The sequence below is a fragment of the Streptomyces sp. NPDC050732 genome, assembly GCF_040654255.1.
GTDB lineage: Bacteria > Actinomycetota > Actinomycetes > Streptomycetales > Streptomycetaceae > Streptomyces.
Window position 1 is genome coordinate 55948 of sequence record NZ_JBFAHP010000008.1, and the last position, 21378, is coordinate 77325.

Below are 21378 nucleotides of genomic sequence, written 5' to 3' on the forward strand. Positions count from 1 at the left end.
GGCGGCGCGGGTGCGAGCGATCGGGCCGCTAGCTGTCCGGAGTCCGCTCCGCACGCCCGCCTGCCCGATTCCGCGTCGAAGGATCATCCCCATGACTGTCTCGTCCGCCGCGCCGCAGCCCCCCGTCACCGCCGCCCTGCGCGAAGCACGCGTTCCCGCCGACGGCATGTACGAGGGCCGCCGCACCCTGCGCCGCCTGCCCGACGACCGGCAGGAACGCCCCTACGAACTCTTCGACGTCGTGCCCCAGGGCCGCGTCATCGGCGCCGAGATCCGCGGCGTCGACCTCGCGCGACCGCTGACCCCCGCCCTGCGCGACGAGTTGAACCGCGCACTGCTGGAGTGGAAGGTGCTGTTCTTCCGCGGTGCCCGCATCACCTCCGAGCAGCAGCGCGCCTTCGCCCTCAACTGGGGCGACCTGGAGACCAATCCGCTGCTCGCGCGCGGCTCCGCCGACGACGTCGTCCGCTTCGACAAGGGCGGCAGCGCCACACCCACGTACGAGAACGTCTGGCACGCCGACGTCACCTTCCGCGAACGCCCGGCCCTCGGCGCGGTGTTGCAGCTGCACGAGGTGCCGCCGTTCGGCGGTGACACGATGTGGGCGGACATGGCGGCCGCCTACGACAACCTTCCCGACACCGTCAAGGCGCGCATCGACGGGGCGCACGCCGTGCACGACTTCATCCCCGGCTTCGCCCGCTTCTACGGTCCCGAGAAGCTCGCCCCGCTCCAGGAGGAGTTCCCGCCCGTCACCCACCCGGTGGTGCGCACCCACCCGGAGACCGGGCGGCGGATGCTCTTCGTCAACACCTCCTTCACCACGCACATCGTCGGCATGGAGCGCGAGGAGAGCGACCGGCTGCTCGGCCACCTCGTGCGGCAGGCCCATGTGCCGGAGTACCAGGTGCGGTTCCACTGGCAGGAGGGTGACGTCGCGTTCTGGGACAACCGCGCCACGCAGCACTACGCCGTCGACGACTACGCCCCGCACCGGCGGGTCGCGGAGCGCGTCGCGATCGCGGGCGACCGGCCGTACTGACCGAGGCTGCTCAGACCCTGAGCGCCGCCTCCCAGCGGATCTCGCCGTCCTGGACGACGTCCGTGGCGGCGAGGCCCGCGGCTCGCGCGACGGCCGCGGACGCCCCGTGGCCGGGATGGACATGCGCGACGACCGTACGCACGCCGTGCCTCGCCAGCCAGTCCACCAGGCCGCGGGCCGCCTCCGACGCGAAGCCGCGCCCCTGCCAGGGCGTCCCGACCACCCAGGCGATCTCCGCGCACCCCGCCGGAGCGACGGTCGCCTGCACCGTCCCGATCAGAACCGGGCGTTCCCCCGCACGGAGCCGCAGCACCCAGTTGCACCAGGAGACGCCGGGGTCAGGGGAGCCGGCGACCATGCGCCGGTAGCGTGCGCGCAGCGCGTCGACGTCGTCGGGGGCACCGCCGATGAAGGTGTGCAGCGCCGGGTCGCCGAGCACGCCGGCCAGGTCGGCGGCGTGCTCGACGCGGAGCGGTTCGAGGTCGAGCCGGGGCGTGCGGATGCCGGTGGGGATCATAGGTGCATTGTGCCGACCGGCCGGTCCGCGATGCGGCGCACGCACAGACGACTTCGACCGACGGCGCACGCACAGACGACCTCGACCGAACTGGGAGCAGTTGATGACACTTTCCCCCGGCACGCACGGCGGCGCCCTCGCCGGACTCAAGGTGCTCGACCTGTCCCGGGTCCTCGCCGGGCCCTACTGCGCGCAACTGCTCGCCGACCACGGGGCCGACGTCATCAAGGTCGAACCCCCGGCCGGTGACGAGACCCGGGGCTGGGGCCCGCCGTTCGTCGCGCCGCACACCTCCGCGTACTACCAGAACCTCAACCGCGGCAAGAAGAACATCGTCGTCGACCTCTCCGCGCCCGAGGGACGCGACATCCTCGACACCCTCCTGCGCGGCACCGACGTCCTCATCGAGAACTTCAAGGCGGGCACCCTCGCCAAGTGGGGTTACGCCGACGAGGAGTTGCGGCGCCGCTTCCCGGCCCTCGTCCACTGCCGCGTCACCGGCTTCGGCACCGACGGGCCGCTCGGCGGGCAACCGGGTTACGACGCGGTGCTGCAGGCCTACGGCGGCCTGATGAGCGTCAACGGCGAGGCGGACGGGCCGCCGCTGCGCGTGGGCGTCCCGGTCGTCGACCAGGTCACCGGCATCCTCGCCTTCTCCGGCATCCTGCTGGCTCTCCACGAACGGCACCGCTCCGGACTCGGCCAGCTCGTCGACTGCACCCTCCTGGACACCGCCGTCAGCCTGCTCCACCCGCACTCGGCGTCCTGGCTCGCCGACGGCACCGTCCCGCGCCGCACCGGCTCCGCGCACCCCACCATCGCTCCCTACGACTCGTTCGCCGCCGCCGACGGGCCGCTGTTCATCGCGGTCGGCAACGACCGGCAGTTCGCCGCGCTCACGGACGTACTGGAGGTGCCCGCGCTGGCCGAGGACCCGCGCTTCCGCACCAACCCGGACCGCGTGCGCCACCAGCGGGAGCTGCGCGCCGAGTTGGAGGAGGCCGTCGCGGCCCGGCCGCGGGCCGAACTCACCGCGCTCCTGACGGCGCGGGGCATCCCGGCCTCGCCCGTGCACGATGTCGCCGAGGCGCTGACCGCACCCCAGGTGCGCCACCGCGGCCTCGTCGTCGAGGACGGCGACTACCGCGGCCTCGCCTCGCCCGTCACCCTCTCCCGCACACCGGCGCGGATCCGGACGGAGGTGCGGGCCGCGGGCGCGGACACGCGGGAGGTGCTCGCGGCCGGCGGACTCGACGACGAGGCGATCGACGGGGCGGTCGGGCGAGGGGTGGTGCGGTCGGCCGCGACCCGGGACGACGCGTGATTGTCAGTGGCGGGTGCGAGGGTTGCCGGCATGACACCACTGGGACTCGCCGACATCGAGGCGGCGCTGCGGGACAGTTGGGGTGCGGACACCGCCGATCCGCGCTCCGGCGAGACGTGGTCGCAGGACAACCCGGAGCGGGACCAGTGCGGCGTCACCGCGCTCGTCCTGAACGACCTGCTGGGTGGTGAGCTGATACTGGGCGAGGTCCACGTCGACGGCGAGCGGACGGGCTATCACTGGTGGAACCGGCTGGCCCTCGGGGTCGAGATAGACCTCACCCGTGGCCAGTTCCTCCCGGGTGAGACCGTTGTCGGCGGCACCGCCGTCACCCGGCCGCCCGAGATCCGCCACTGCCGCGAGGAGTACGAGCTGTTGCGCGCCAGGGTCCTGCGGCGGCTGGACGAACTGGCCGGGGGCAGGGCGACGGTGAGCGCTCACGCCACGTCGTAGACGTCGAGCCGCCCGCACCTTCCGATGGCCGGCGGCGCCGTGCACACTACGGCCCCCGGTGTCACCCGACACCGGGGGCCGCCCCGCGTCCCGGCCGCCTTCCCCCACGAAAGGTCACCGGGACTCCCTTGAGTGTGGTTCAGGGATCCCGTCAGAAGGACAGTGCGACGCCCTCCCCGAGACCAGCCTTCATCTCACACCGATTGGCGAAGGTGGTGGACCAATTGACCTGCTTGCCGTTCCAGACGCCGGCGACCGTCACCGTGTACGGCTGCCACTCCTTGGTACAGATGGCGTCGGAAGTGGTGGCCAGGAGTTCGGTGAACCGGCCGTTGACCTCGGCGAGTTCGGCGCACGCGGCCGCCGGGGCGGGGTGGCTGCCCGCGGGGCGCGGCGCGCAGGTGAGTGTCACGGCGCGCTCCACCGCGGCGGAGCCGGCGTCCTCGCCCTGGCCGACCGTCAACACCAGGGCGGACGGCGCGTAGAGGCTCTTGGTCTGCGGGGCCTCGGCGTGCGCGGTGCCTGCTGTCGCGGCGAGGACGCAGGTGGCCGCTGCTGCGGCTGCTCCCACGGCCTTGAGGGTGCGACGCATGGTGGACTCTCCTTCGATCGTTGCGGTTGGTGACTGCGGTGAGGAGTCTTGCCGGTGCGGAGAGTGAGTGCCATCCGGATGGTCGATTTCCGGATGTGCTGCCCCGGTGAGCGGTGACCGTACGAACGTTCGGGCAGCTCAGGGGCGGTGGGAGCGGTTCCGTTCGGTGTGTCCAACATGTGGACGAACGGTGTTGGTATAACCGAGAACCAACGCCTGACCTGCGCAAATCAAAAATTGGTTCCGCATTAGACGATCTGTATCGTCCGGAAATCATCGTTGAACGCCATCACCTTTCGAATCGTTGGTTTTTCGGAGTCGAATCCCATGATTCGCGGACGCGTCCGAGGACTCTTCAACCGACGTGCCTGCGAAGGCTGATGGCGCGGTGGGTCAGCCCCGCGAGAACGCCAGCACGGCGGCCAGGTTCATCGGCTGTCGCGTCGACACGTACACGTAGGGCGCGCCTCCCCAGGAGTTGCGCAACTCGATGCGCAGCGCGGTGGGGACGTAGGACCGCAGGAGCAGCATCGCGTACGGATTCGCCCTGACCGTGCGCCACTCGAAGGCCTCACGCTCGTCGAGGATCTCCGTCGCGCCCAGCGCCTCGATGGGGATGACGCGCTTGCCGACGACGAGGGAGCCGGGCGTCACCAGGATGCGCACGCTGCCGTGCAGGTGCACGAGCGCGGCGGACACCGCCATGCCGACCGTGGCCGCCGTCACCGCGGCGAGCACGCCGAGGGGGATGGCCGCGACGGCCAGCCCGGCTCCACCCAGCGCCACGAGGCCCCACCAGGAGCGGGGGACGCTCAGCCGCTCTTCGTAGATGTGCATGACCGCATCCTGGCAGGCAGGCGCGCGGGTGGGGGCGGGGGGCCCGGCTCTTGCGGCCCGTGCGTACCGCGAGGCAACGCGTGGCCATTGATTTCCGTCATCGAAAGCGTAAGCGGGGCACGTGAGTTCGAACGCGTGCTCTGAGGTGCGTGATGACGAGGAGAACCACGTTGAGACGTGTCGCACGAGCGGCGACCGCGGCATTGGCGGTGCTCGCCCTCGCGGCGGTGTCGCCGGGTGCCGCCCAGGCGCTGCCGTCCGCCGACCCGCCGGTGCCCGGGCCGCCCCCGGCGCCCGCGTCGGCCGGAGACGACGGCAAGGGCCTGCCGGAAGGCTGGCGGCTCGCCGGGGAAGGCGCGGGAAAGGAACTCGTGTGGGCCTCGCCCGACCCGGTCCCCATGGGGGACGCGCGGGTCGAGTTCTACGCCGGGGACAAGCTCCTCGGCCGGCCGGTGGCGGCGCAGGACAGGCGCTCCTTCCGGCTGCCGCTGAACGGCGCGCGCATCGGCCCGGCGAAGCAGCTGAAGGTGCTGGCCGCCGGCCGCCGCCTGGACGAGGCCGGGACCGGCGCCGAGTTGCGCGGACCGCGCCCCGACCCCGTCGTCCGGCCCCCGGCACCCGCGCCCGCCAACGGCGTCGACCCCGGAAAGCCGGGCCGCTACCGCACTGTCACGGGCACGTACACGCTCGATTCGGTACGGCTGCCGGGCTTCCCGGCGCCCGTGGAGATGAAGGCCGACGTGATCGGCCCGGCCGACGCCCCGGGGAAGCGGCCGCTGGCCCTGTTCCTGCACGGCCGCCACTACACCTGCTACGGCGCCGGAGACCAGCAGGGCATGGGGTGGCCCTGCAAGCCCGGCACGAAGCCGGTGCCGAGTGAGAAGGGCTATCACCGCGCGCAGAAGCTCCTGGCCTCCCAGGGCTACGTGACCGTGTCCATCGCCGCCAACGGCATCAACGGCCAGGACGACCTCGCCGAGGACGGCGGCGCGCAGGCCCGTTCCTCGCTGGTGCGGCTGCACCTCGCCCGCTGGGCGGACTGGGCGGAGAAGCGGTCCACCGCCCCCGCCGCGGTGCGCGGCGTCGCACCGGCCGATCTGTCCCGCGTCCTGCTCGTCGGGCACTCCCGGGGCGGCGAGGGCGTCAACCGCGCCGCGCTGGACAGCCTTTCCCGGCCGCCCGCCGACCAGGACGGCCACCGCGGCCCGGTCCGCTGGAAGATCCGCGGCAATGTGCTGATAGGCCCCACCGTCTTCGGCCAGAACCCGGTCCCCGACGTGCCCTCCACGACGATCCTGCCGGGCTGCGACGGAGACGTGTCCGACCTCCAGGGCGAGATCTACGTCGACGGAACGCGCGGCGTCAGCCGTGGCGCCGCCCTCCACAGCGCGGTGTACATGGTCGGCGCCAACCACAACTTCTTCAACAGCGAGTGGACTCCGGGCCAGGCCACCGCACCCGCCGAGGACGACTTCCCGTCCGACGGCACCTCCGACCCGGTCTGCTCGAAGGGTGCGGGCACCCGGCTGACCGCGTCGCGGCAGCAGGCCGCGGGGGCCACGTACATAGCCGCCTCGGCCCGGCTGTTCGTCGCGGGCGACGACCGGGTGCGGCCCCTCCTCGACGGCTCCGGCCGGCGTGCCCCCTCCGCGGACCCCGCGCGGGTGCTGACCCACGCCGTCGGCGGGCACCGCACCCAGGCGCTGCTGCCCGGCGCCTCCACGAAGGTCAAGGGCGGACGCCTGTGCGCCCAGGTGGCCGCCGCGGACGCCGAGGCCTGCCTGCCGTCGCGAACGGCCGGAAGCTCACCGCACTTCGCCCCCTGGGAGGTCGCGCCGGAACCCGGCCGTGACGCGGTGGCGATGCGCTGGTCGCGGGCCGGGGACCCGGTGCGGGTGAGCCCCGCACGTCCCGTGTCGCTCGCGGGCGCCAAGGACGTGGCGCTGCGGGTGATCGTGCCGCCCAACACCACCGGGACCCGGTTCGACGTCTCCCTCGCCGACGCGTCGGGCCACCGGGCGAAGCTCGGCCGGATCAGCGTCGACGGACTGCCGGGCAGCGGCCGGACCGCTTCCTACTGGGGGCGCGAGGTCCGCGTACCGCTGTCGTCGGCGGCCCGGAACACGCTGGACCTCAAGCACATCACGACCCTGGAGCTCACCCCGCGCACCCGCTCGGGCAAGGCGTGGCTGATGGACGCCTGGGGCTGGCGCCCGGGCACCCCCGCCGTGCGCCCGGCCGAACTGGCGCGCGTCGACATGGGCCGGCTGACCGTCGACGAAGGCGACTCCGGTGTCCGCACCTACCACGTCCCGGTGCGCGTCTCGGGCCAGGGCAGCGGCAAGGTCCGGCTGTCCGTGCCCAAGCCCGGCACGGACGGATTCACGCACCGGACGGTGACCGTGCGACCCGGTGACAGCGTCGACGTGCCGGTCGAGGTGCGCGGCGACACCCGCTACGGCTACGACGTCACGCACGACGCGTACGTCAAGGCGGTACGCGGCGCGGTGGTGGGCTCCCACCACGGCGGGGTGACGGCACGCAACGACGACCCCATGCCGAAGATCACGCTCGAACCCGTCAAGGACCGGGTGACCGAGGGCAAGCCGCTGACGTGGCGGATGACGCTCTCGGAGCCCGTCGACGTGGACGTGATGGCCGAGCTCTCCTTCCTGCCCGTCGACCGCGGCACGGAGCTGTCCACCCTGGACGTGGACCCGCGCTGGCTGGAGTCCGAGTTCGGCGCGCGGCCCCGCCCGGCGCGGCCGCTGTCCACAATGGCGGAGGGCCAGGGCCTGTACATCTCGGTGCCCGCGGGCAAGAAGACCGCCGAAGTGCGCGTGCCCACCGTCAAGGACCGGGCGAGCGAACCGGACGAATCCCTGAAGGCCCAGCTCCACGTCTACGACGAGAACTGGGAGCCGCAGCCGGGCCCGGTGGTCACCGGAACGGTGCGCGACGCCTCGTAGGGCGGCACGCATGCGGTCAACCCAGCGGCGGGTCCGCCGGGTCGGCCGCCCGTGGGCGCGGCTCGGCGCCCCGTGCGTCGAGCCGCGCCAGCGCCAGTGCACGGGCCCGGTCACGGGCGTCGGAGGCGGCGCAGGGCACGTCCGGACGTACGCCCGTGCCCTCCCAATTGGTGCCCGACACGGGATTGACGGCCCTGCCCACCGGGACGGTCGCCTCCAGGTGCGGATGCACCGTCCACCCCTCGCGCGGATGCGCCCCGCCACCGGTCGTCTCGCCGACGACGACCGCCCGGCCCAACTGCTGGAGGTCGTACGCGAGTTCCTCAGCGGCGGAGAAGGTGTGGCCGCTGGTCAGTACGTAGAGCGGCTTGCTGCCGCCGAAGCGGGCGCCCGGCACGTGCGCGGGACTCCAGGACTGTTCGAGTCGCTCGCCCTCGCGCCAGTACATGGAGTTGAGGTGGGTGCGCCGGTCCAGCAGATGCGCGCAGACGAACGCGACCGTGTCCGGGGCCCCTCCCGTGTTGGCGCGCAGATCGAGGATCAGGGCGTCGGCCGGGGCGACCAGCGTGAGCGCGGCCCCCAGGGGCCCGGCGGACCAGGACAGCGGGAACAGGGCCGGAGCCAGTTCGAGCAGCGCGACCCGGCCGTCCAGGAGCTCCACGCGGGGCGCGCCGCCCAGCGAGGAGTCGAACTTCTCGCGCATCGCCGACAGGGCGGCCGCGCCCTGCTCGACGGGCACCTGCCGGGCGTGGTGTTTGAGGCGCAGGTGAAGGTCGCCGTTGAGGGACTGGAGGTCCGTGGTGACCAGGCGGGCCAGGTCGGCGGGGTCCTCGACGTCGTACGCGCCGTCGGCGAGACGGGTCCGCAACAAGGCGCCAAGACGCTCGGCGAGCTCGGGGAACACATAGTGGCTGTGGACGAGTTGGGCGGTCGCCTCGACGACGGGTGCGACGCTGAGCCGCTGGGTGACGGTGGTCATGGCAGGGGAGTAGAACAGCCCTCTTCCGAAAGCGTCAAGAACATTGGACACTTGACGCATGTCCGATCAGCCCCAGCAGTGCCCGCCGCATCGACAGCCCCCGCCGCGCCAGGTCGTCGAGATCGAGTCACCGGAGCAGCACGCCGCGCTGGCGCACCCCCTGCGGCAGCGGCTGCTCTTCTCGCTGGGACACGAGCCCGCCACCATCAGCCAGTTGGCGACACGCCTGGACACCGGCAAGGGCAACGTGGCGCACCACCTCAAGGTGCTGCGCACCGCCGGGCTTGTCCGTGTGGCCGAGACCCGCAAGGTCAGGGGCGGCACCGAGCAGTACTACCAGCGGGTCGCCGAACGCATGGCCGTCGCCGAGCCGCGGACGGAGGGGACCGCCGCCATGCTCGGCGCCGTGGCCCAGGAGCTGGGGCGGTCCCCGCGGACCACCCTGTCCCTGCGGCATGTGCGGCTCAGTCCCGACAAGGCCAGGGAACTCGCCGACACCCTCGCCCGGTTGGTCGACGAGACCGAGGACGACGCGGCCGAACAGCCCGTGCACGGCGTGCTGGTGGCGATGTACGAGCAGGTACGGCCGGGCGGGAGCCCTGCGTAGAGTTCTCGCATCCCCCGCACTCTCAGCCGCCCCCGAGCTCCAGCTCCTCCGGGCCGATCACGCCTGCTGGTGGACGACGGCGGCGAGATCGTCGGGCGGGTCAACCTCGTCGACGTCGCGGACGGCAGCGCCGAACTCGGCTACCGCGTCGCGGAGAAGGCCGCGGGCGGGGGACTGGCGACCCGGGCCGTCCGCCGGGTCCGCGACCTCGCTGTCACCGCGTACGGCCTGACCGTGCTGCGTGCCGCCACGACGCTCGACAACCCGGGCTCACGGGCCGTGCTCATCCGCGCCGGCTTCGTGCCCGTCGGGGAGGTCCCGCTCGACGGCCGCCCGGGGACCGGCTACGCCCTGACGCTCTGAAGCCCGCCGGGCGGGAGCGGCGGCCGGGTCAGTCGCCGCGCGGGCGCGACTCGTGCAGCCGCGTGTGATAGCGGCCCTCCGACTCGTACCCCTCGGGATCCTCACCCGCCAGGATCACTTGACGGATGGCGTCGCGACGCTCCTCGGGGCTGGTGAAGAGCCGCTGCGTATAGGTCCGTGAGAAGTCCGTCGCGGTGTCGAGGCCGTGCGCGGCCAGCGTCTCGGCGATGCGCCCATAGGGCACCGTCCGCAGCACGAACGCGCTCACCCAGACCGGCAGCCGAGCGCAGTCGAGCAGCGCGTCGAAAGTGCGGTGCGAGATGTAGCCGATGCCGCCGGTGACCGTGATCAGACCGGTGCGGGCGACCGCCTGGCGCAGCTGCTGGCTGGGCGGGTGCCGCTCCAGGTTCTCGGCATACGCCTCGTCGAGGAGGCCCGCGTCCAGCGCGTACCGTGTGGCGTTCTCCGCCAGGTCGAGCCCGATGACCGGGGTGGCGTCGGGGCGCCGCCGCGAGGCGTAGAACTCCTTGTCACGCTCGATGAGTTCGTGCGGCGTGAGGGCGGCGGCCTCGTCCGACGTGTAGTGCGCGTACAGGTCGGCGAGCGTCAGGTCGTGGTTGAGCAGGGCCGCGTTGATGCCGTACGAGCAGCACAGGTCCAGGACCGTCACCGGGCCCTCGCCGCCGGACAGCCGTGCCCGCAGCTCGCGGGTGCGGCGGAAGACCGCCTGGGCGTGCTGCGGGATCTCGTACTCGTAGGGCGCCAGCGTCCGGAAGTAGGCCCGCGGGTCCGGCCGGTCGTAGATGTCGTCGAACCGGGTCTTGCCCGATGCGGTCCTTGTCCTGTGCCGGTCTGTGGCCATGGGGCACCTCCGGGAGCGGTGAACGGGTCTGGGGCAGACGTGCACCTCTACCCGACCTCTGCCACCCCCCGGTAGACCTCGTGGCGGTATCCGGCCACGTCGCCGCTCCGCCGTGGACCCGTGCGCCGCCCCCGCTGACTACCCTGGTGCCGATGTTCTCCTCCGAGGGTCCCACGCTGCGTGAACTCGCCGTTCAGGCGTTCTCGTCCACCGAGCACGGATACGACCTGCTCGCCCCCAAATTCGACCGCACGCCCTTCCGCACGCCTGGCCGATTCCTGCGGGCGACAGCCGACGCGCTGCGCCCCCTCGGCCCCTTCGACGCGGGCCTCGACGTGTGCTGCGGAACCGGCGCCGGCGTCGGGACGCTGCTGCCGCTGTGCCGCGAGCGGGTCACCGGCGTGGACTTCAGCGCGGGCATGCTGGCGGCCGCCGCGGACACCGTCCCGGAACCGGGTCCCGGCGGGCCCGCGGTCGACTGGGTGCGGGCCGACGCCCGCGCCCTGCCGTTCTCCGAGGGCTTCGACCTCGCCGTCAGCTTCGGGGCGTTCGGTCACTTCCTGCCCACCGAGCGGCCCGCCCTCTTCGCGGGCGTCCACCGGGCGCTGCGCCCCGGCGGCCTCTTCGCGTTCCCCGTCGGCGCCCCGCAGCCCTTCACCTCGCCCTGGTACTGGGCGCTGCTCGGCTTCGACGGTGTGATGCGCGTGCGGAACCGCCTGTGGCGGCCGCCGTTCGTCATGTACTACCGGACCTTCCCGCTCGGCGGAGTGCGCGAGGACCTCGCCGACGCGGGCTTCGACGTGCGGCTGCGCCCCCTGGAGGAGTTCGGGCGGCGTCCCGACGGCAGCCCCCGCTGGCGCCTGGTGGTGGCCAGGAAGGCGTAGCCGCGCGATCCGCTACGCCTTGCCGTCGGCCGCCGCGCGGAGCGCCGCCACATCGAGCTTCCCCATGCCGAGCATCGCCCGCATGGCGCGCTGTGCCCGCTCTGCGTCCGGGTCGGCGAGGAGCTCGCCGAGCGCGGTGGGTACGACCTGCCAGGACAGGCCGTACTTGTCCTTGAGCCACCCGCAGGGACCCTCCTGGCCGCCCGCGGAGAGCTTCGTCCAGTAGTGGTCGACCTCTGCCTGGTCGGCGCAGTCGATCTGGAAGGAGACGGCCTCGTCGAACGTGAACTCCGGGCCGCCGTTGAGCGCCGTGAACGCCCGGCCGTCGAGGGAGAACTCCACGGTCAGGACGGTGCCTGCGGGGCGCGGGCCGCCTTCCCCGTAGTACGTCACGTTCGTGATCTCCGAGTTCGGGAAGACCGAGACGTAGAACTTCGCCGCTTCCTCGCTCTGCAGGTCGAACCAGAGGCTGGGCGTGATCCTGGGCATGGTGCTCTCCTGTCGGTACGCGGCGGTCCTGCCCGCTCCTGATGTCTGCCTATGTGGACCGTCACACCGCCCGGAACTCATCGCCACCCGCCGAGATCATGTCCTCTCCGACGGGCGCAGCTGCGGCTCCCGTTCCAGCACGATGCCGAAATGCCGGTCGTACGCCGCGAGCACCTCCGCCTCCGTGGTCAGCTCGGCCGTGCGCCGCTCGCCGTCCACGGTCGTGGTGAGGGTGCGCCCGCCGAGGGTGATCCGGCCGCCGCTCCCGGTGATGCGGGAGCAGACCAGGGAGCGCGTGAAGTGGGAGTCCGGTGAGGTCCGGTGGTACCAGGCACCCACCTTGAAGTCGGCCAGCGCGCGCGGGCGCCGGTCGACCAGGTACTGCGGCTTGCCGTCCTTGAGGACCTGAAGGTCGCCCTCCGCAGCCTCCGCGATGCGGAACGTCCCGCCGGGGTCGGCCTGCTCGCCCCGGTCGGCGAAGGCGAGCGGCAGATGGCTGTGGGCACCGAAGCCGATGTCGGCCAGCCAGTCCCCGCCGTCCTCGGTGCGCACGCGGAGAGCGAGGTGGTCGTAGGGGATGCCGGGCTCTCCGGTGTCGTCGTACACCCGGGCCTGCAGCAGCGCGACGTCGAAGCCGAGGGCCCTCAGGAGGGCGGCGAAGGCGCCGTTGAGCTCGTAGCAGAAGCCGCCCCTGCGCGCGTCCACCACCTTCGCCACCAGGGCCTTGTCGGTGAGCTCGATGTCCTCGCCGAGGTGGATCGAGAGGTTCTCGAAGGGAACGCTGCGCAGATGCGCCAGATGCAGGTCGCGGAGGGCTCGCGTCGTGGGGCCCGCGGGGCGTTCGATGCCGATGCGCCGCAGGTAGGCGTCGGTCTGTTCGGTGTCCATGGGCACCAGTGTCGCCGGATGGACGCCGCCAGGGCCATGACGTTAATGGCGGGTGCCGCGCGGCGGTACGTGTGTATGCTCACCGGCGAAGCGCGCGCCCCGCCCGGCGCCGTGCCGCACGAGAGACGCGAGGAGGTGAGCCCGATGACCGCGCGACACAGCACGCGCCACCCCGCCCGGGCCCTCCTGACCGCAGTCCGCGTCCCCAGCCCCGTCTGACGTCCCATCGCCTGACGTCCCACGTCACGGGCTCGACGCCACCGCCAGGAGCGCCCCGCTGCGATCGAGACATCGACATCGCATCCTCATCGCATCCTCCTGAGCGAAGGAACCGAACCACCGTGAACGCCACGCCCTTCCAGGTCTCCGTCCCGGACGACGTCCTCGACGACCTGCGCACGCGCCTTCGGCGCACCCTCTTCACCGCGGCCTCCGATCCCACCTACTGGGCCGCGGGCACCGACCCCGGCTATCTGAGCGAGCTCGTCTCCTACTGGGCGGACGGCTTCGACTGGCGTGCCGCCGAGGCCGCGCTCAACTCCTTCCCACACCGCGTCGCCGACGTCGCGGGCACCCGCGTGCACTTCGTGCACCTGCGCGGAGTGCGGCCCGAGGGCGCGCCCGCGCCGCTGCCGCTGATCCTGAGCCACGGCTGGCCGAGCAGCTACGTCGAGATGCTGCCCCTCGCACGGCGGCTCGCCGACCCGGCCGGCCACGGCGGCGACCCCGCCGACGCGTTCGACGTGGTCGTGCCCTCCCTGCCCGGGTTCCTCCACTCCGGGCTGCCGCAAGGCCCCTTCACCCGCCGAGGCGTCGCGGGGATCTGGCACGAGCTGATGACGAAGACCCTCGGCCACCGCCGCTTCGGCGCCTTCGGCGGGGACATCGGGGGAGGCGTCACCCAGTGGCTCGGCGCCCTGTACCCCGGCGAGGTCGTGGGCGTGCACATCACCTCCGCGGTGGTCTCCGCCGACTTCGACGCGCGACCGCCGACCGCCGAGGAGCGGGCCTACCTCGACCACCTCGACGCGTACGACGCCGAGGACCAGGGCTACAGCGAGATCATGTGCACCCGGCCCGACACGATCGCCGCCGCGCTGCGGGACTCCCCGGCCGGCCTGCTCGCCTGGATCATCGACAAGTACCGCGACTGGAGCGACTGCGACGGCGATCTGGAGGCGCGCTGGAACAAGGACACCCTGCTGACCGTCGCCACCCTCTACTGGGCCACCGGCAGCATCGGCTCCTCCTTCCGCCAGTACTACGACTACGTACGGCACAACACGCCCGTGCCGCCCATCACGGTGCCCGGCGCCGTCACCCTCAGCCACGAACCGGCCTTCGCGCACTACCCGAAGAGCCTCGCCGAGCGCGTCTTCACGGACCTGCGCCACTGGAGCACCCCGCACAACGGAGGCCACTTCATGGCACACGAGGAACCGGACCAGGTGGCACGCGAACTGCGCGAGTTCTTCCGCCCCTTGCGGCCCACGGCCTGACAGGGGCGGAAGAACGCACTGTCAGCGGCCGCCCTTCCTCACCAGCGCGCAGGTGGCCTCGGCCGTCTTGTGCGGGTCGCTCACCGAGCGGGCGGTGAGGGTGAGGCGGCCCTGCGGGCGGGCGTCCGGCTTCGCGGCGACGGCGACGTCCACATCGACCGTGGAGCCCGCCCTGGCGGTGGTCAGCTTGTTGGGCAGCCAGGCGGACCAGCCGCGGCCGGCGGCCTTCGCGGACAGCCGGTAGACGTCGGAATCGAGGTAGCGGGCCACGTCCTCGGGGTGGTCGCCCGGCGGATCGGCCATCGCGCGGCCGGTGTTGGTCAGCGGGAAGGTGCAGGTCGCGCGGCTCTTGACGGGGTCGCCCGCCGCCTTGCCGCGGCCCAGCGCGGTGCCGCGGCGCTGCGGGCCCGCGCCGTCCAGGGACTTCACGGCGAGCGTGTAGGAGAGCACGCCCGAGCGGGTGCGGTGGATGTCGGTGACGAAGAAGTGCAGGCGGTTGGCACGGTCGACGTACTCGTAGGAACTGCCGGAGTCCGCACCGGCGTGGAAGAGGGCGTCGCTGAGCTGGCGGTAGTCGCCCATGGTGATCTTCTGCGGGGTGCCGTCGGGGCGTATGAAGTCCACCATGTCGATGTCCTCGGGGTGGGCGTCGATCACCCAGGCGAACGGGGCCTTGTCCTCGTTCTTGGTCTTGGTGATCAGCACGCCGTTGTCCGGGGTGAAGGAGTCCATGCCCATGCGGTCCACGACCTCAAGGGTGTAGTTCTGGTAGCCGCCGCCGTCGCACAGCGGGTCCGTGTCGCGGTCGCAGGCGGGGGACAGGTCGCGCGACATGGCGATGTTGACGCCGGCCAGGCCCTTCGCGCCGGGCGGCGCGGAGCGGGCGGTGACCTTGGCGACGGCCACGCCGGATTCGTCGAGCGCGTCGCGGTCCAGGCGCAGCACGTTCTTCTCGTCGACGATGTCGAGCTGGAGCTTGTCCCGCAGGATGTGCTGGGAGCCCATCGAGCCGCCTTCGGTGGCCGGGATCTTCCAGCGGGTGTGCGGCCCGCCCGGTCCGTTGAACGAGCCGCGCGAGAGCATGCTCCAGATGCCGGTGTAGGCGCGGCTCAGGGGCTTGCCGTAGGGGTTGTTGTAGTTGTCGCCGATGCCCAGGATGTGGCTGAGCTCATGGGCATACACCCCCATGCCGGAGCTCTCGGCCTGGGTGGAGGAGCCTGCGGTGGCGTTGGGCCAGATCCGGGCCGCGGCCTGCCAGGAGGTCCATGGCACATAGCGGGTGGCGGCGGAGTTGCCGCCGGAGGCGATGGGGGAGGGCGGCCCCCAGGCGGCCGGTACCTGTCCCTCGGAGCCGAACTTCATCTGGCCGAACTCCTGCCAGGTGGAGGACTCGTCCTGCCCTGCGGTGAGATAGAAGACGAAGTCGAACCCGGCGGCCTTCTCCTCGCCGACCTCGGCGACCCAGGCCGCCCTGCCGTTGGCGCGGATGTCCTTGCCGCAGGTGGTGACGGTCGGGCAGGCACCGGGGTTCATGCCGGGCTCGATGCCGTACTGGAAGGACTTGAACGGCATGCGGTACACGCCGAAGGCCTCCAGGTCGACTCCGACGCGGCCGCCGGAGTCCTCCATCCAGTACTCGTTGATGGTGTGGCCGCGGTTCAGCGCGCCCGGCTTGTTGAGGAAGTCCTCGTAGAACTGGGGCAGTTGACCGCGCGGGACGTTGGCGGCGGTGGGCTGGGGGTTGCCGAAGACGGTCGAGCCGGGCGGTCTGCTGACGGTGAACTCCTCGTCGGGGTAGTCGAGGAGTACCAGTGCGCCCCTGACGGTCCGATCGGTGGGTTCGAGGCCGGGGTCGGCCCAGTCCGTGCCGGGCACGGAGCGGTACTCGCGCCAGGTCATGTCGTCGGGGTTGCGCCAGTTCTGCGGGTCGATGGGCCGGGTCAGGGAGGGCCGTGCCTCGCCGGCCCGGCCGGTGTCGTCGGGCGTCGCCCGGGCGGTGCCGACGGCGGCGGCCGCCAGCGTGGCGAGGACGGCGGCGACGACGGTGGTGCGCCGGGCCGGGCGTCCGTGTGCGGAGCGCGTGTGCGCGCGGGATCTGTGCCGGAGGAACATGGCTCACCTCGTGCCTCTTGCCGGGACAAAATGGACAAGTGCATGACAAGCCGTTCGAGTGGTGCGTCCACCGCTGCCAAGGTAGGCCGCGCGCAGCGGTGATGCCAGAGTGCCTGCCGAGACCGCCCCCCGTGGCGTGCCACGCACCGGTCACGGTGCGTCAAGCGCCGCCGAGGCGGGCAGGATGGGGTTCCTGTCGCCGGGCGGACCGCCCACCGGGCCGCCCGGCGCCTCCCCGCGGAAGGAGCCGACCATGGCAGGCGACCGGCACGGTCACCCGATGTCACGCACCAGCACCGAGGCCGCCGGCCACTACGAGCAAGCCCTGGAACACCTGTTGTTCTTCCGCGCCGAGGTGGCCGACGCGGCCGACCGGGTCCTTTCCGCCGCGCCGCGCTCGGTCATGGGCCATGTCCTCGCCGCCCACCTCGGACTGCTCGGCACCGAGGAGAAGGACGCCGCCGACGCCCGCGACACCTTCGAGCGCTTCAAGGAACACGCCCACCGCGGCGAGATGACACCGCGCGAACGCATGCATGTCGCCGCCGCCACCGCCTGGCTCAAGGGCGACCTCCACCGGGCGGGCCGGGTGCTCGGCGAGATCTCCGTGGAGTACCCGCGCGACGTGCTCGCCCTGGCGGTCGGTCACCAGATCGACTTCTTCACCGGCAACGCGCCACGGCTGCGCGACCGCATCGGCGGCGCGCTCTCCGCCTGGGACACGACGGACCCGCACTACGGCCCCGTCCTCGGCATGTACGCCTTCGGCCTGGAGGAAGCCGGCCACTACGAACAGGCCAGGGAGACGGGCCTGGCGGCCGTCGACCGGCGGCCGCGCGACGTGTGGGCCATCCACGCCGTGGTGCACACCTACGAGATGCAGGGCCGGTTCGCCGACGGCATCCGCTATCTGGACGCGCGCGCCGCGGACTGGGCGGCGGGCAACTACCTGAACGTGCACAACTGGTGGCACTACTGCCTCTACGCCCTGGAGGCCGGCGACGTCTCCCGCGTACTGGACATCTACGACAGCGCCCTGCACCACGCCGGATCGACGGGCGCGGCGATGGAACTCCTGGACGCCGCGGCGCTCCTGTGGCGGCTGCACCTGGCGGGCCGGGACGCGGGGGACCGGTGGCAGCGGCTCGCCGACGCCTGGGCCGCCCGCCACGACGGCGCGTACTACGCCTTCAACGACGTGCACGCGGTGATGGCGTACACCGGCGCGGGCCGCACCGCGGAAGCCGAACGCCTGGTGCGCGACCGCGAGCGATATGTCGCGGGCGGACCGCGCCTGTCGAACCACGCCATGACCGCGGACGTCGGACTGCCCGTCTGCCGCGCGCTGATCGCCTTCGGAAACCAGCACTACGACCGGGCCGTGGACCTCCTGGTCCCCGTCCGGCACCGCCTGGGCGAGTACGGCGGAAGCCACGCCCAGCGCGACGCCGTGCACAAGACCCTGCTGGAGGCCGCCCTGCGCGCGGGCCGCCACGAACTGGCCCGCACCCTGCTGAGCGAGCGCGTCAACCTGCGCCCCGTCTGCCCGTACAACTGGCTGGCGCGGGCGCGTCTCGCCGACGCGCTGGGCGAGGGCGCGCAGGCCGCCGCGGCCCGCGCCACGGCGGCGGACCAGGCGGCCGAGGGCATGGCGGCCCTCAAGCGCTGAGGCGGAATCCGGCCATCAGCGGATTCCGCCGCCTCCCGGCACCGATGCGTGTGTGGTGCAGACATACCGGCCGAGCTGGGCCGGGACAAAAGGGGAGTCGAACGTTCCGCGCCAATGATGAAGAAACCGTTGACACGTGACTGCACCCTGTGGCCTAGAAAGGGAGATCCGCTCTCCTCCCATGGGATGACACCGCGTGCAGTGCAGTACAGCGACCGTGGGCCGATAGTCCGGCTTGCAGGCGGACTTGCGGCCCCCATTCGGCAGTGAGGATGGAGAGGAAATCCTGCTGGACCCGCTGACGTGCGCCGATCGCACCGGCAGAGGGTCGTCCACGCCTGCCGAACTCGACGGGAGTCCCTTTCGCCGTGGCTACGTTCCTGTACAAACTAGGCCGCCTTGCCTTCCGGCGACGCCGCTATGTGGCGTTGCTCTGGGTAGGGCTGATGGCCGGTGCCATCTTCGCCGCCTCGGCCGCCCCTGCCGCACCCGAAGACTCCTTCTCGATGCCGGGAACGGAATCGCAGAAGGCCTTCGACCTGCTGGAGAAGCGCTTCCCCGACGCCAGTGCCGACGGCGCGAGCGCCCGTGTCGTCATCCGCGCCCCCGAGGGCGAGAAGATCGACTCCGCCAAGCCCAAGGCCGAGGTCGAGAAGATGGTCGCGGCCATCGGCAAGGGCCCGCAGGTCGGCTCGGTCGACGACCCGTTCAAGGCCAAGACCGTCAGCAAGGACGGCTCCACCGCCTACGCGTCGGTCACCTACAAGGTGCCCGCCACCGAGCTCACCGACGAGGCCAGGGACGCGCTCACCAAGGCCACCGACCAGACCCGCGACGCGGGCCTGACGGTCGAGACCGGCGGTGACGCCGTCATGGCCGAGCAGGAGATGGGCGGCAGCGCCGAGCTCATCGGCATCGCGATATCCGCGATCGTCCTGATCCTCACCTTCGGGTCGCTGGTCGCCGCGGGCATGCCGCTGCTGACCGCGATCATCGGCGTGACCATCGGCATCTCCGGCATCGCGGCGCTCGGCAGCACCCTCGACCTCTCCGCCACGACCTCCACGCTCGCGATGATGATCGGCCTCGCCGTCGGCATCGACTACGCCCTCTTCATCGTCTCCCGCTACCGAGCGGAGATAGCCGAGGGCCGCGAACCCGAGGAAGCGGCGGGCCGGGCCACCGGAACCGCGGGCTCCGCCGTGGTGTTCGCCGGCCTCACCGTCGTCGTCGCCCTCTCGGGCCTCGCCATCGTCAACATCCCCATCCTCACCAAGATGGGCCTGGCCGCGGCGGCCACCGTCGTGATCGCCGTCCTCATCGCGCTCACCATGATCCCCGCGCTGCTCGGCTTCGCGGGCCGCAAGGTACTGCGCCGCAAGGACCGCAAGAAGTCCGCGAGCGAGCTCCAGGACCCGAACGCCAAGCCGAAGCTCGGCACCCGCTGGGCGCGCTTCGTACTGCGCCACCCGCTCTCCGTGCTCCTCGTCGCCGTCATCGGCCTCGGTGCCGTGGCCGTCCCGGCCGCCAGCCTGGAACTCGGCCTGCCCGACGAGGGCTCGTCCGCGCCGGACACCACCCAGCGCAAGGCGTACGACATGCTGTCGGAGTCCTTCGGCGCCGGCTTCAACGGCCCGCTGATGGTCACCATCAGCAAGGACGCCGACGTGGCGGGAGCCGCCAAGACCGTCGGCGACTCGATCGCCAAGATCGACGGCGTCGCCGCGGTGACGCCCGCCCAGCCCAACAAGGCCGGGGACACCGCGATCATGAACGTCGTCCCGGAGACCGGACCGAGCGACCACGACACCGAGGAACTGGTCAAGACGATCCGCTCGACCGCCGACGGCATCGGGTCCGACACCGGCTCCGAGATCCTGGTCACCGGCCAGACCGCGATGACCATCGACTTCTCGCAGACCCTGGACGACGCACTCCTGCCCTACCTCGGTCTCGTCGTCGGCCTGGCCTTCCTGCTCCTGATGCTGGTCTTCCGCTCGATCCTGGTCCCGCTCAAGGCGGCGCTCGGCTTCCTGCTCTCGGTGGCCGCCGCCCTCGGCGCCGTCGTCGCGGTCTTCCAGTGGGGCTGGCTCGCGGACGTCGTGGGCGTCGACCAGCCGGGCCCGATCATGAGCATGATGCCGATCTTCATGATCGGTGTGGTCTTCGGCCTGGCGATGGACTACGAGGTCTTCCTCGTGACGCGGATGCGCGAGGCGTACGTCCACGGGGCGCGCCCAGGCGAGTCGGTCGTCACCGGCTTCACCCACGGCGGACGGGTCGTGGCCGCGGCCGCGGTCATCATGATCAGCGTCTTCTCCGGCTTCATCATGGAGAACGACGACATGATCAAGATGATGGGCTTCGGCCTGGCCGTCGCCGTCCTCTTCGACGCCTTCGTCGTCCGCATGGCGATCGTGCCGGCGGTCCTCGCGCTGCTCGGCAAGGCCGCCTGGTGGCTGCCGCGCTGGCTGGACAAGGCGCTGCCGAACGTGGACGTGGAGGGCGAGAAGCTCCACAAGAACCTCGGTGACACCGGTTCGCCGGACGCCGAGACGGACCGGGAGCTCGCACCCGTGGGCCGGTGACACACCGCCGCCCCGCACGGGCGGGCCGGCCGGGACACCCCCACTGACCAGTGGGGGAGCGTCCCGGCCGGCCCGCCCGGTTCTTTTTCCCCGCGTCCGCCGACGGGTCCCGCCGGTTGCGCCGACTGCCGCAGCCGTCCGGGCGCGCCGGCCGGAAGCTGACACCATGTGTGTCCTCCCCGCGCGGTCCGCGTCGCGGGTGCCCCACGCCCTGCGCGGCGCGCTGGGGGTGCTGCCCGGTGCGACGGCCGTCGGCCTGCTGCTGGCCTGCGCGGCAGGCGTCGACCCCGCGGTGCCCGCCGACGACCGCGGAACCTCCCTCCGACGACCGTCCCCGGACACCGCTCCGTCATGCCCGCCGCCGCTCGGCCCGCGCGCCCGGTGCCCTCGTCGTACGCGGCGTTCCGCGCGGCGCCCCCGCGCAGCGCGCGGGCGGCATCGACAAGCCTGTCGTCGGGGCGCACGCGCGGGGCTTCAACCGGGGTTCGACGGGCGTCGCGGCGCTCGCTGGCTGGAAGCTCGGCCTCGCGGGCGTCGACCCAGGCGGTCTTCCACACGGTCGCGGCCCACAAGGACGGCTACGCCACGTTCTGCCCCGGCGTGCCCCTGAGCGCCGAGATGCCGGCGACCAGAGAAGCCGCCGCCCGGCTCCAGGGGAGATGACCTTCGCCGCGAACCGTTGACGTTCGCATCGGCAATGGAGC

The 21378-nt window shown here is 72.3% G+C and carries 17 protein-coding genes and 2 pseudogenes; 11 read left to right on the plus strand and 8 right to left on the minus strand.

All coding sequences use genetic code 11. The features are described from left to right. Positions 1-91: 91 nt before the first annotated feature. On the plus strand, positions 92-1042 hold the full coding sequence (locus AB0H82_RS09370; protein WP_362990509.1) for a TauD/TfdA family dioxygenase: 951 nt from the start codon (positions 92-94) through the stop codon (positions 1040-1042). Positions 1043-1052: 10 nt separating this feature from the next. Here AB0H82_RS09370 and AB0H82_RS09375 read toward each other — a convergent pair whose 3' ends face one another. Continuing rightward, on the minus strand, positions 1053-1559 hold the full coding sequence (locus AB0H82_RS09375) for a GNAT family N-acetyltransferase (RefSeq protein WP_362990511.1): 507 nt from the start codon (positions 1557-1559) through the stop codon (positions 1053-1055). Positions 1560-1662: 103 nt separating this feature from the next. Here AB0H82_RS09375 and AB0H82_RS09380 point away from each other — a divergent pair, with 103 nt between their 5' ends. After that, a complete protein-coding gene (locus AB0H82_RS09380) occupies positions 1663-2883 on the plus strand; it encodes a CoA transferase (RefSeq protein WP_362990513.1) in 1221 nt (406 codons plus the stop codon). A gap of 30 nt (positions 2884-2913) precedes the next feature. Continuing rightward, complete coding sequence (locus AB0H82_RS09385; RefSeq protein WP_362990515.1) at positions 2914-3336, plus strand: hypothetical protein; 423 nt, start codon at positions 2914-2916, stop codon at positions 3334-3336. 151 nt (positions 3337-3487) lie between these two features. Here the strand turns inward: AB0H82_RS09385 and AB0H82_RS09390 are convergent, their stop codons facing one another. Both AB0H82_RS09390 and AB0H82_RS09395 read right to left on the minus strand, forming a co-directional pair. Continuing rightward, a complete protein-coding gene (locus AB0H82_RS09390; RefSeq protein ID WP_362990517.1) occupies positions 3488-3928 on the minus strand; it encodes an SSI family serine proteinase inhibitor in 441 nt (146 codons plus the stop codon). A 393-nt stretch (positions 3929-4321) separates the two neighbouring features. Then, a complete protein-coding gene (locus AB0H82_RS09395) occupies positions 4322-4765 on the minus strand; it encodes a DUF3093 domain-containing protein (protein WP_362990519.1) in 444 nt (147 codons plus the stop codon). A gap of 152 nt (positions 4766-4917) precedes the next feature. Here AB0H82_RS09395 and AB0H82_RS09400 point away from each other — a divergent pair, with 152 nt between their 5' ends. Then, positions 4918-7734 (plus strand): hypothetical protein, encoded by a 2817-nt coding sequence (locus AB0H82_RS09400; RefSeq protein WP_362990521.1) that lies wholly within the window; start codon positions 4918-4920, stop codon positions 7732-7734. 16 nt (positions 7735-7750) lie between these two features. On the opposite strand, the gene AB0H82_RS09405 is transcribed toward AB0H82_RS09400, so the two are convergent. Next, a complete protein-coding gene (locus AB0H82_RS09405; RefSeq protein WP_362990523.1) occupies positions 7751-8713 on the minus strand; it encodes a S41 family peptidase in 963 nt (320 codons plus the stop codon). A 58-nt stretch (positions 8714-8771) separates the two neighbouring features. Between AB0H82_RS09405 and AB0H82_RS09410 the strand changes: the two genes are divergently transcribed. Both AB0H82_RS09410 and AB0H82_RS09415 read left to right on the plus strand, forming a co-directional pair. Then, positions 8772-9320: a winged helix-turn-helix domain-containing protein gene (locus AB0H82_RS09410; protein WP_362990525.1), complete on the plus strand. Its 549-nt coding sequence runs from the start codon at positions 8772-8774 to the stop codon at positions 9318-9320. A gap of 63 nt (positions 9321-9383) precedes the next feature. Continuing rightward, positions 9384-9683 (plus strand): annotated as a pseudogene (locus AB0H82_RS09415) (GNAT family N-acetyltransferase); the annotation flags it as partial. A 28-nt stretch (positions 9684-9711) separates the two neighbouring features. Here AB0H82_RS09415 and AB0H82_RS09420 read toward each other — a convergent pair. Then, on the minus strand, positions 9712-10545 hold the full coding sequence (locus AB0H82_RS09420; RefSeq protein WP_362990527.1) for a hypothetical protein: 834 nt from the start codon (positions 10543-10545) through the stop codon (positions 9712-9714). A gap of 152 nt (positions 10546-10697) precedes the next feature. Between AB0H82_RS09420 and AB0H82_RS09425 the strand changes: the two genes are divergently transcribed. Further along, entirely contained in the window at positions 10698-11429 is a 732-nt protein-coding gene (locus tag AB0H82_RS09425; protein ID WP_362990529.1) for a class I SAM-dependent methyltransferase, read from the plus strand. A 12-nt stretch (positions 11430-11441) separates the two neighbouring features. Here AB0H82_RS09425 and AB0H82_RS09430 read toward each other — a convergent pair whose 3' ends face one another. Then, positions 11442-11918, minus strand: coding sequence for a VOC family protein (locus AB0H82_RS09430; RefSeq protein WP_362990531.1), 477 nt, complete (start codon positions 11916-11918; stop codon positions 11442-11444). A 96-nt stretch (positions 11919-12014) separates the two neighbouring features. Next, on the minus strand, positions 12015-12806 hold the full coding sequence (locus AB0H82_RS09435; RefSeq protein ID WP_362990533.1) for an arylamine N-acetyltransferase: 792 nt from the start codon (positions 12804-12806) through the stop codon (positions 12015-12017). A gap of 341 nt (positions 12807-13147) precedes the next feature. Here AB0H82_RS09435 and AB0H82_RS09440 point away from each other — a divergent pair, with 341 nt between their 5' ends. Then, positions 13148-14305 (plus strand): epoxide hydrolase family protein, encoded by a 1158-nt coding sequence (locus AB0H82_RS09440; protein ID WP_362990535.1) that lies wholly within the window; start codon positions 13148-13150, stop codon positions 14303-14305. Positions 14306-14326: 21 nt separating this feature from the next. On the opposite strand, the gene AB0H82_RS09445 is transcribed toward AB0H82_RS09440, so the two are convergent. Further along, positions 14327-16417, minus strand: coding sequence for a M6 family metalloprotease domain-containing protein (locus AB0H82_RS09445; protein ID WP_362990536.1), 2091 nt, complete (start codon positions 16415-16417; stop codon positions 14327-14329). Between the two features lie 253 nt (positions 16418-16670). Between AB0H82_RS09445 and AB0H82_RS09450 the strand changes: the two genes are divergently transcribed. From AB0H82_RS09450 to AB0H82_RS09460, 3 genes and pseudogenes are all read left to right on the plus strand, one after another. Further along, positions 16671-18086, plus strand: a complete 1416-nt coding sequence (locus AB0H82_RS09450) for a tetratricopeptide repeat protein (RefSeq protein ID WP_362990538.1) — start codon at positions 16671-16673, stop codon at positions 18084-18086. Between the two features lie 368 nt (positions 18087-18454). Further along, a complete protein-coding gene (locus tag AB0H82_RS09455; RefSeq protein WP_362990540.1) occupies positions 18455-20674 on the plus strand; it encodes an MMPL family transporter in 2220 nt (739 codons plus the stop codon). A gap of 425 nt (positions 20675-21099) precedes the next feature. Beyond that, positions 21100-21337 (plus strand): annotated as a pseudogene (locus AB0H82_RS09460) (N-acetylmuramoyl-L-alanine amidase); the annotation flags it as partial. Positions 21338-21378 lie beyond the last annotated feature (41 nt).

Coding starts and splice junctions, on each gene's coding strand:
- AB0H82_RS09435 (WP_362990533.1), bottom strand. CDS start 12,806: ATGGACACCGAACAGACCGACGCCTACCTGCGGCGCATCGGCATCGAA.
- AB0H82_RS09380 (WP_362990513.1), top strand. CDS start 1,663: ATGACACTTTCCCCCGGCACGCACGGCGGCGCCCTCGCCGGACTCAAG.
- AB0H82_RS09410 (WP_362990525.1), top strand. CDS start 8,772: ATGTCCGATCAGCCCCAGCAGTGCCCGCCGCATCGACAGCCCCCGCCG.
- AB0H82_RS09375 (WP_362990511.1), bottom strand. CDS start 1,559: ATGATCCCCACCGGCATCCGCACGCCCCGGCTCGACCTCGAACCGCTC.
- AB0H82_RS09420 (WP_362990527.1), bottom strand. CDS start 10,545: ATGGCCACAGACCGGCACAGGACAAGGACCGCATCGGGCAAGACCCGG.
- AB0H82_RS09370 (WP_362990509.1), top strand. CDS start 92: ATGACTGTCTCGTCCGCCGCGCCGCAGCCCCCCGTCACCGCCGCCCTG.
- AB0H82_RS09425 (WP_362990529.1), top strand. CDS start 10,698: ATGTTCTCCTCCGAGGGTCCCACGCTGCGTGAACTCGCCGTTCAGGCG.
- AB0H82_RS09390 (WP_362990517.1), bottom strand. CDS start 3,928: ATGCGTCGCACCCTCAAGGCCGTGGGAGCAGCCGCAGCAGCGGCCACC.
- AB0H82_RS09395 (WP_362990519.1), bottom strand. CDS start 4,765: ATGCACATCTACGAAGAGCGGCTGAGCGTCCCCCGCTCCTGGTGGGGC.
- AB0H82_RS09385 (WP_362990515.1), top strand. CDS start 2,914: ATGACACCACTGGGACTCGCCGACATCGAGGCGGCGCTGCGGGACAGT.
- AB0H82_RS09445 (WP_362990536.1), bottom strand. CDS start 16,417: ATGTTCCTCCGGCACAGATCCCGCGCGCACACGCGCTCCGCACACGGA.
- AB0H82_RS09405 (WP_362990523.1), bottom strand. CDS start 8,713: ATGACCACCGTCACCCAGCGGCTCAGCGTCGCACCCGTCGTCGAGGCG.
- AB0H82_RS09400 (WP_362990521.1), top strand. CDS start 4,918: ATGACGAGGAGAACCACGTTGAGACGTGTCGCACGAGCGGCGACCGCG.
- AB0H82_RS09450 (WP_362990538.1), top strand. CDS start 16,671: ATGGCAGGCGACCGGCACGGTCACCCGATGTCACGCACCAGCACCGAG.
- AB0H82_RS09430 (WP_362990531.1), bottom strand. CDS start 11,918: ATGCCCAGGATCACGCCCAGCCTCTGGTTCGACCTGCAGAGCGAGGAA.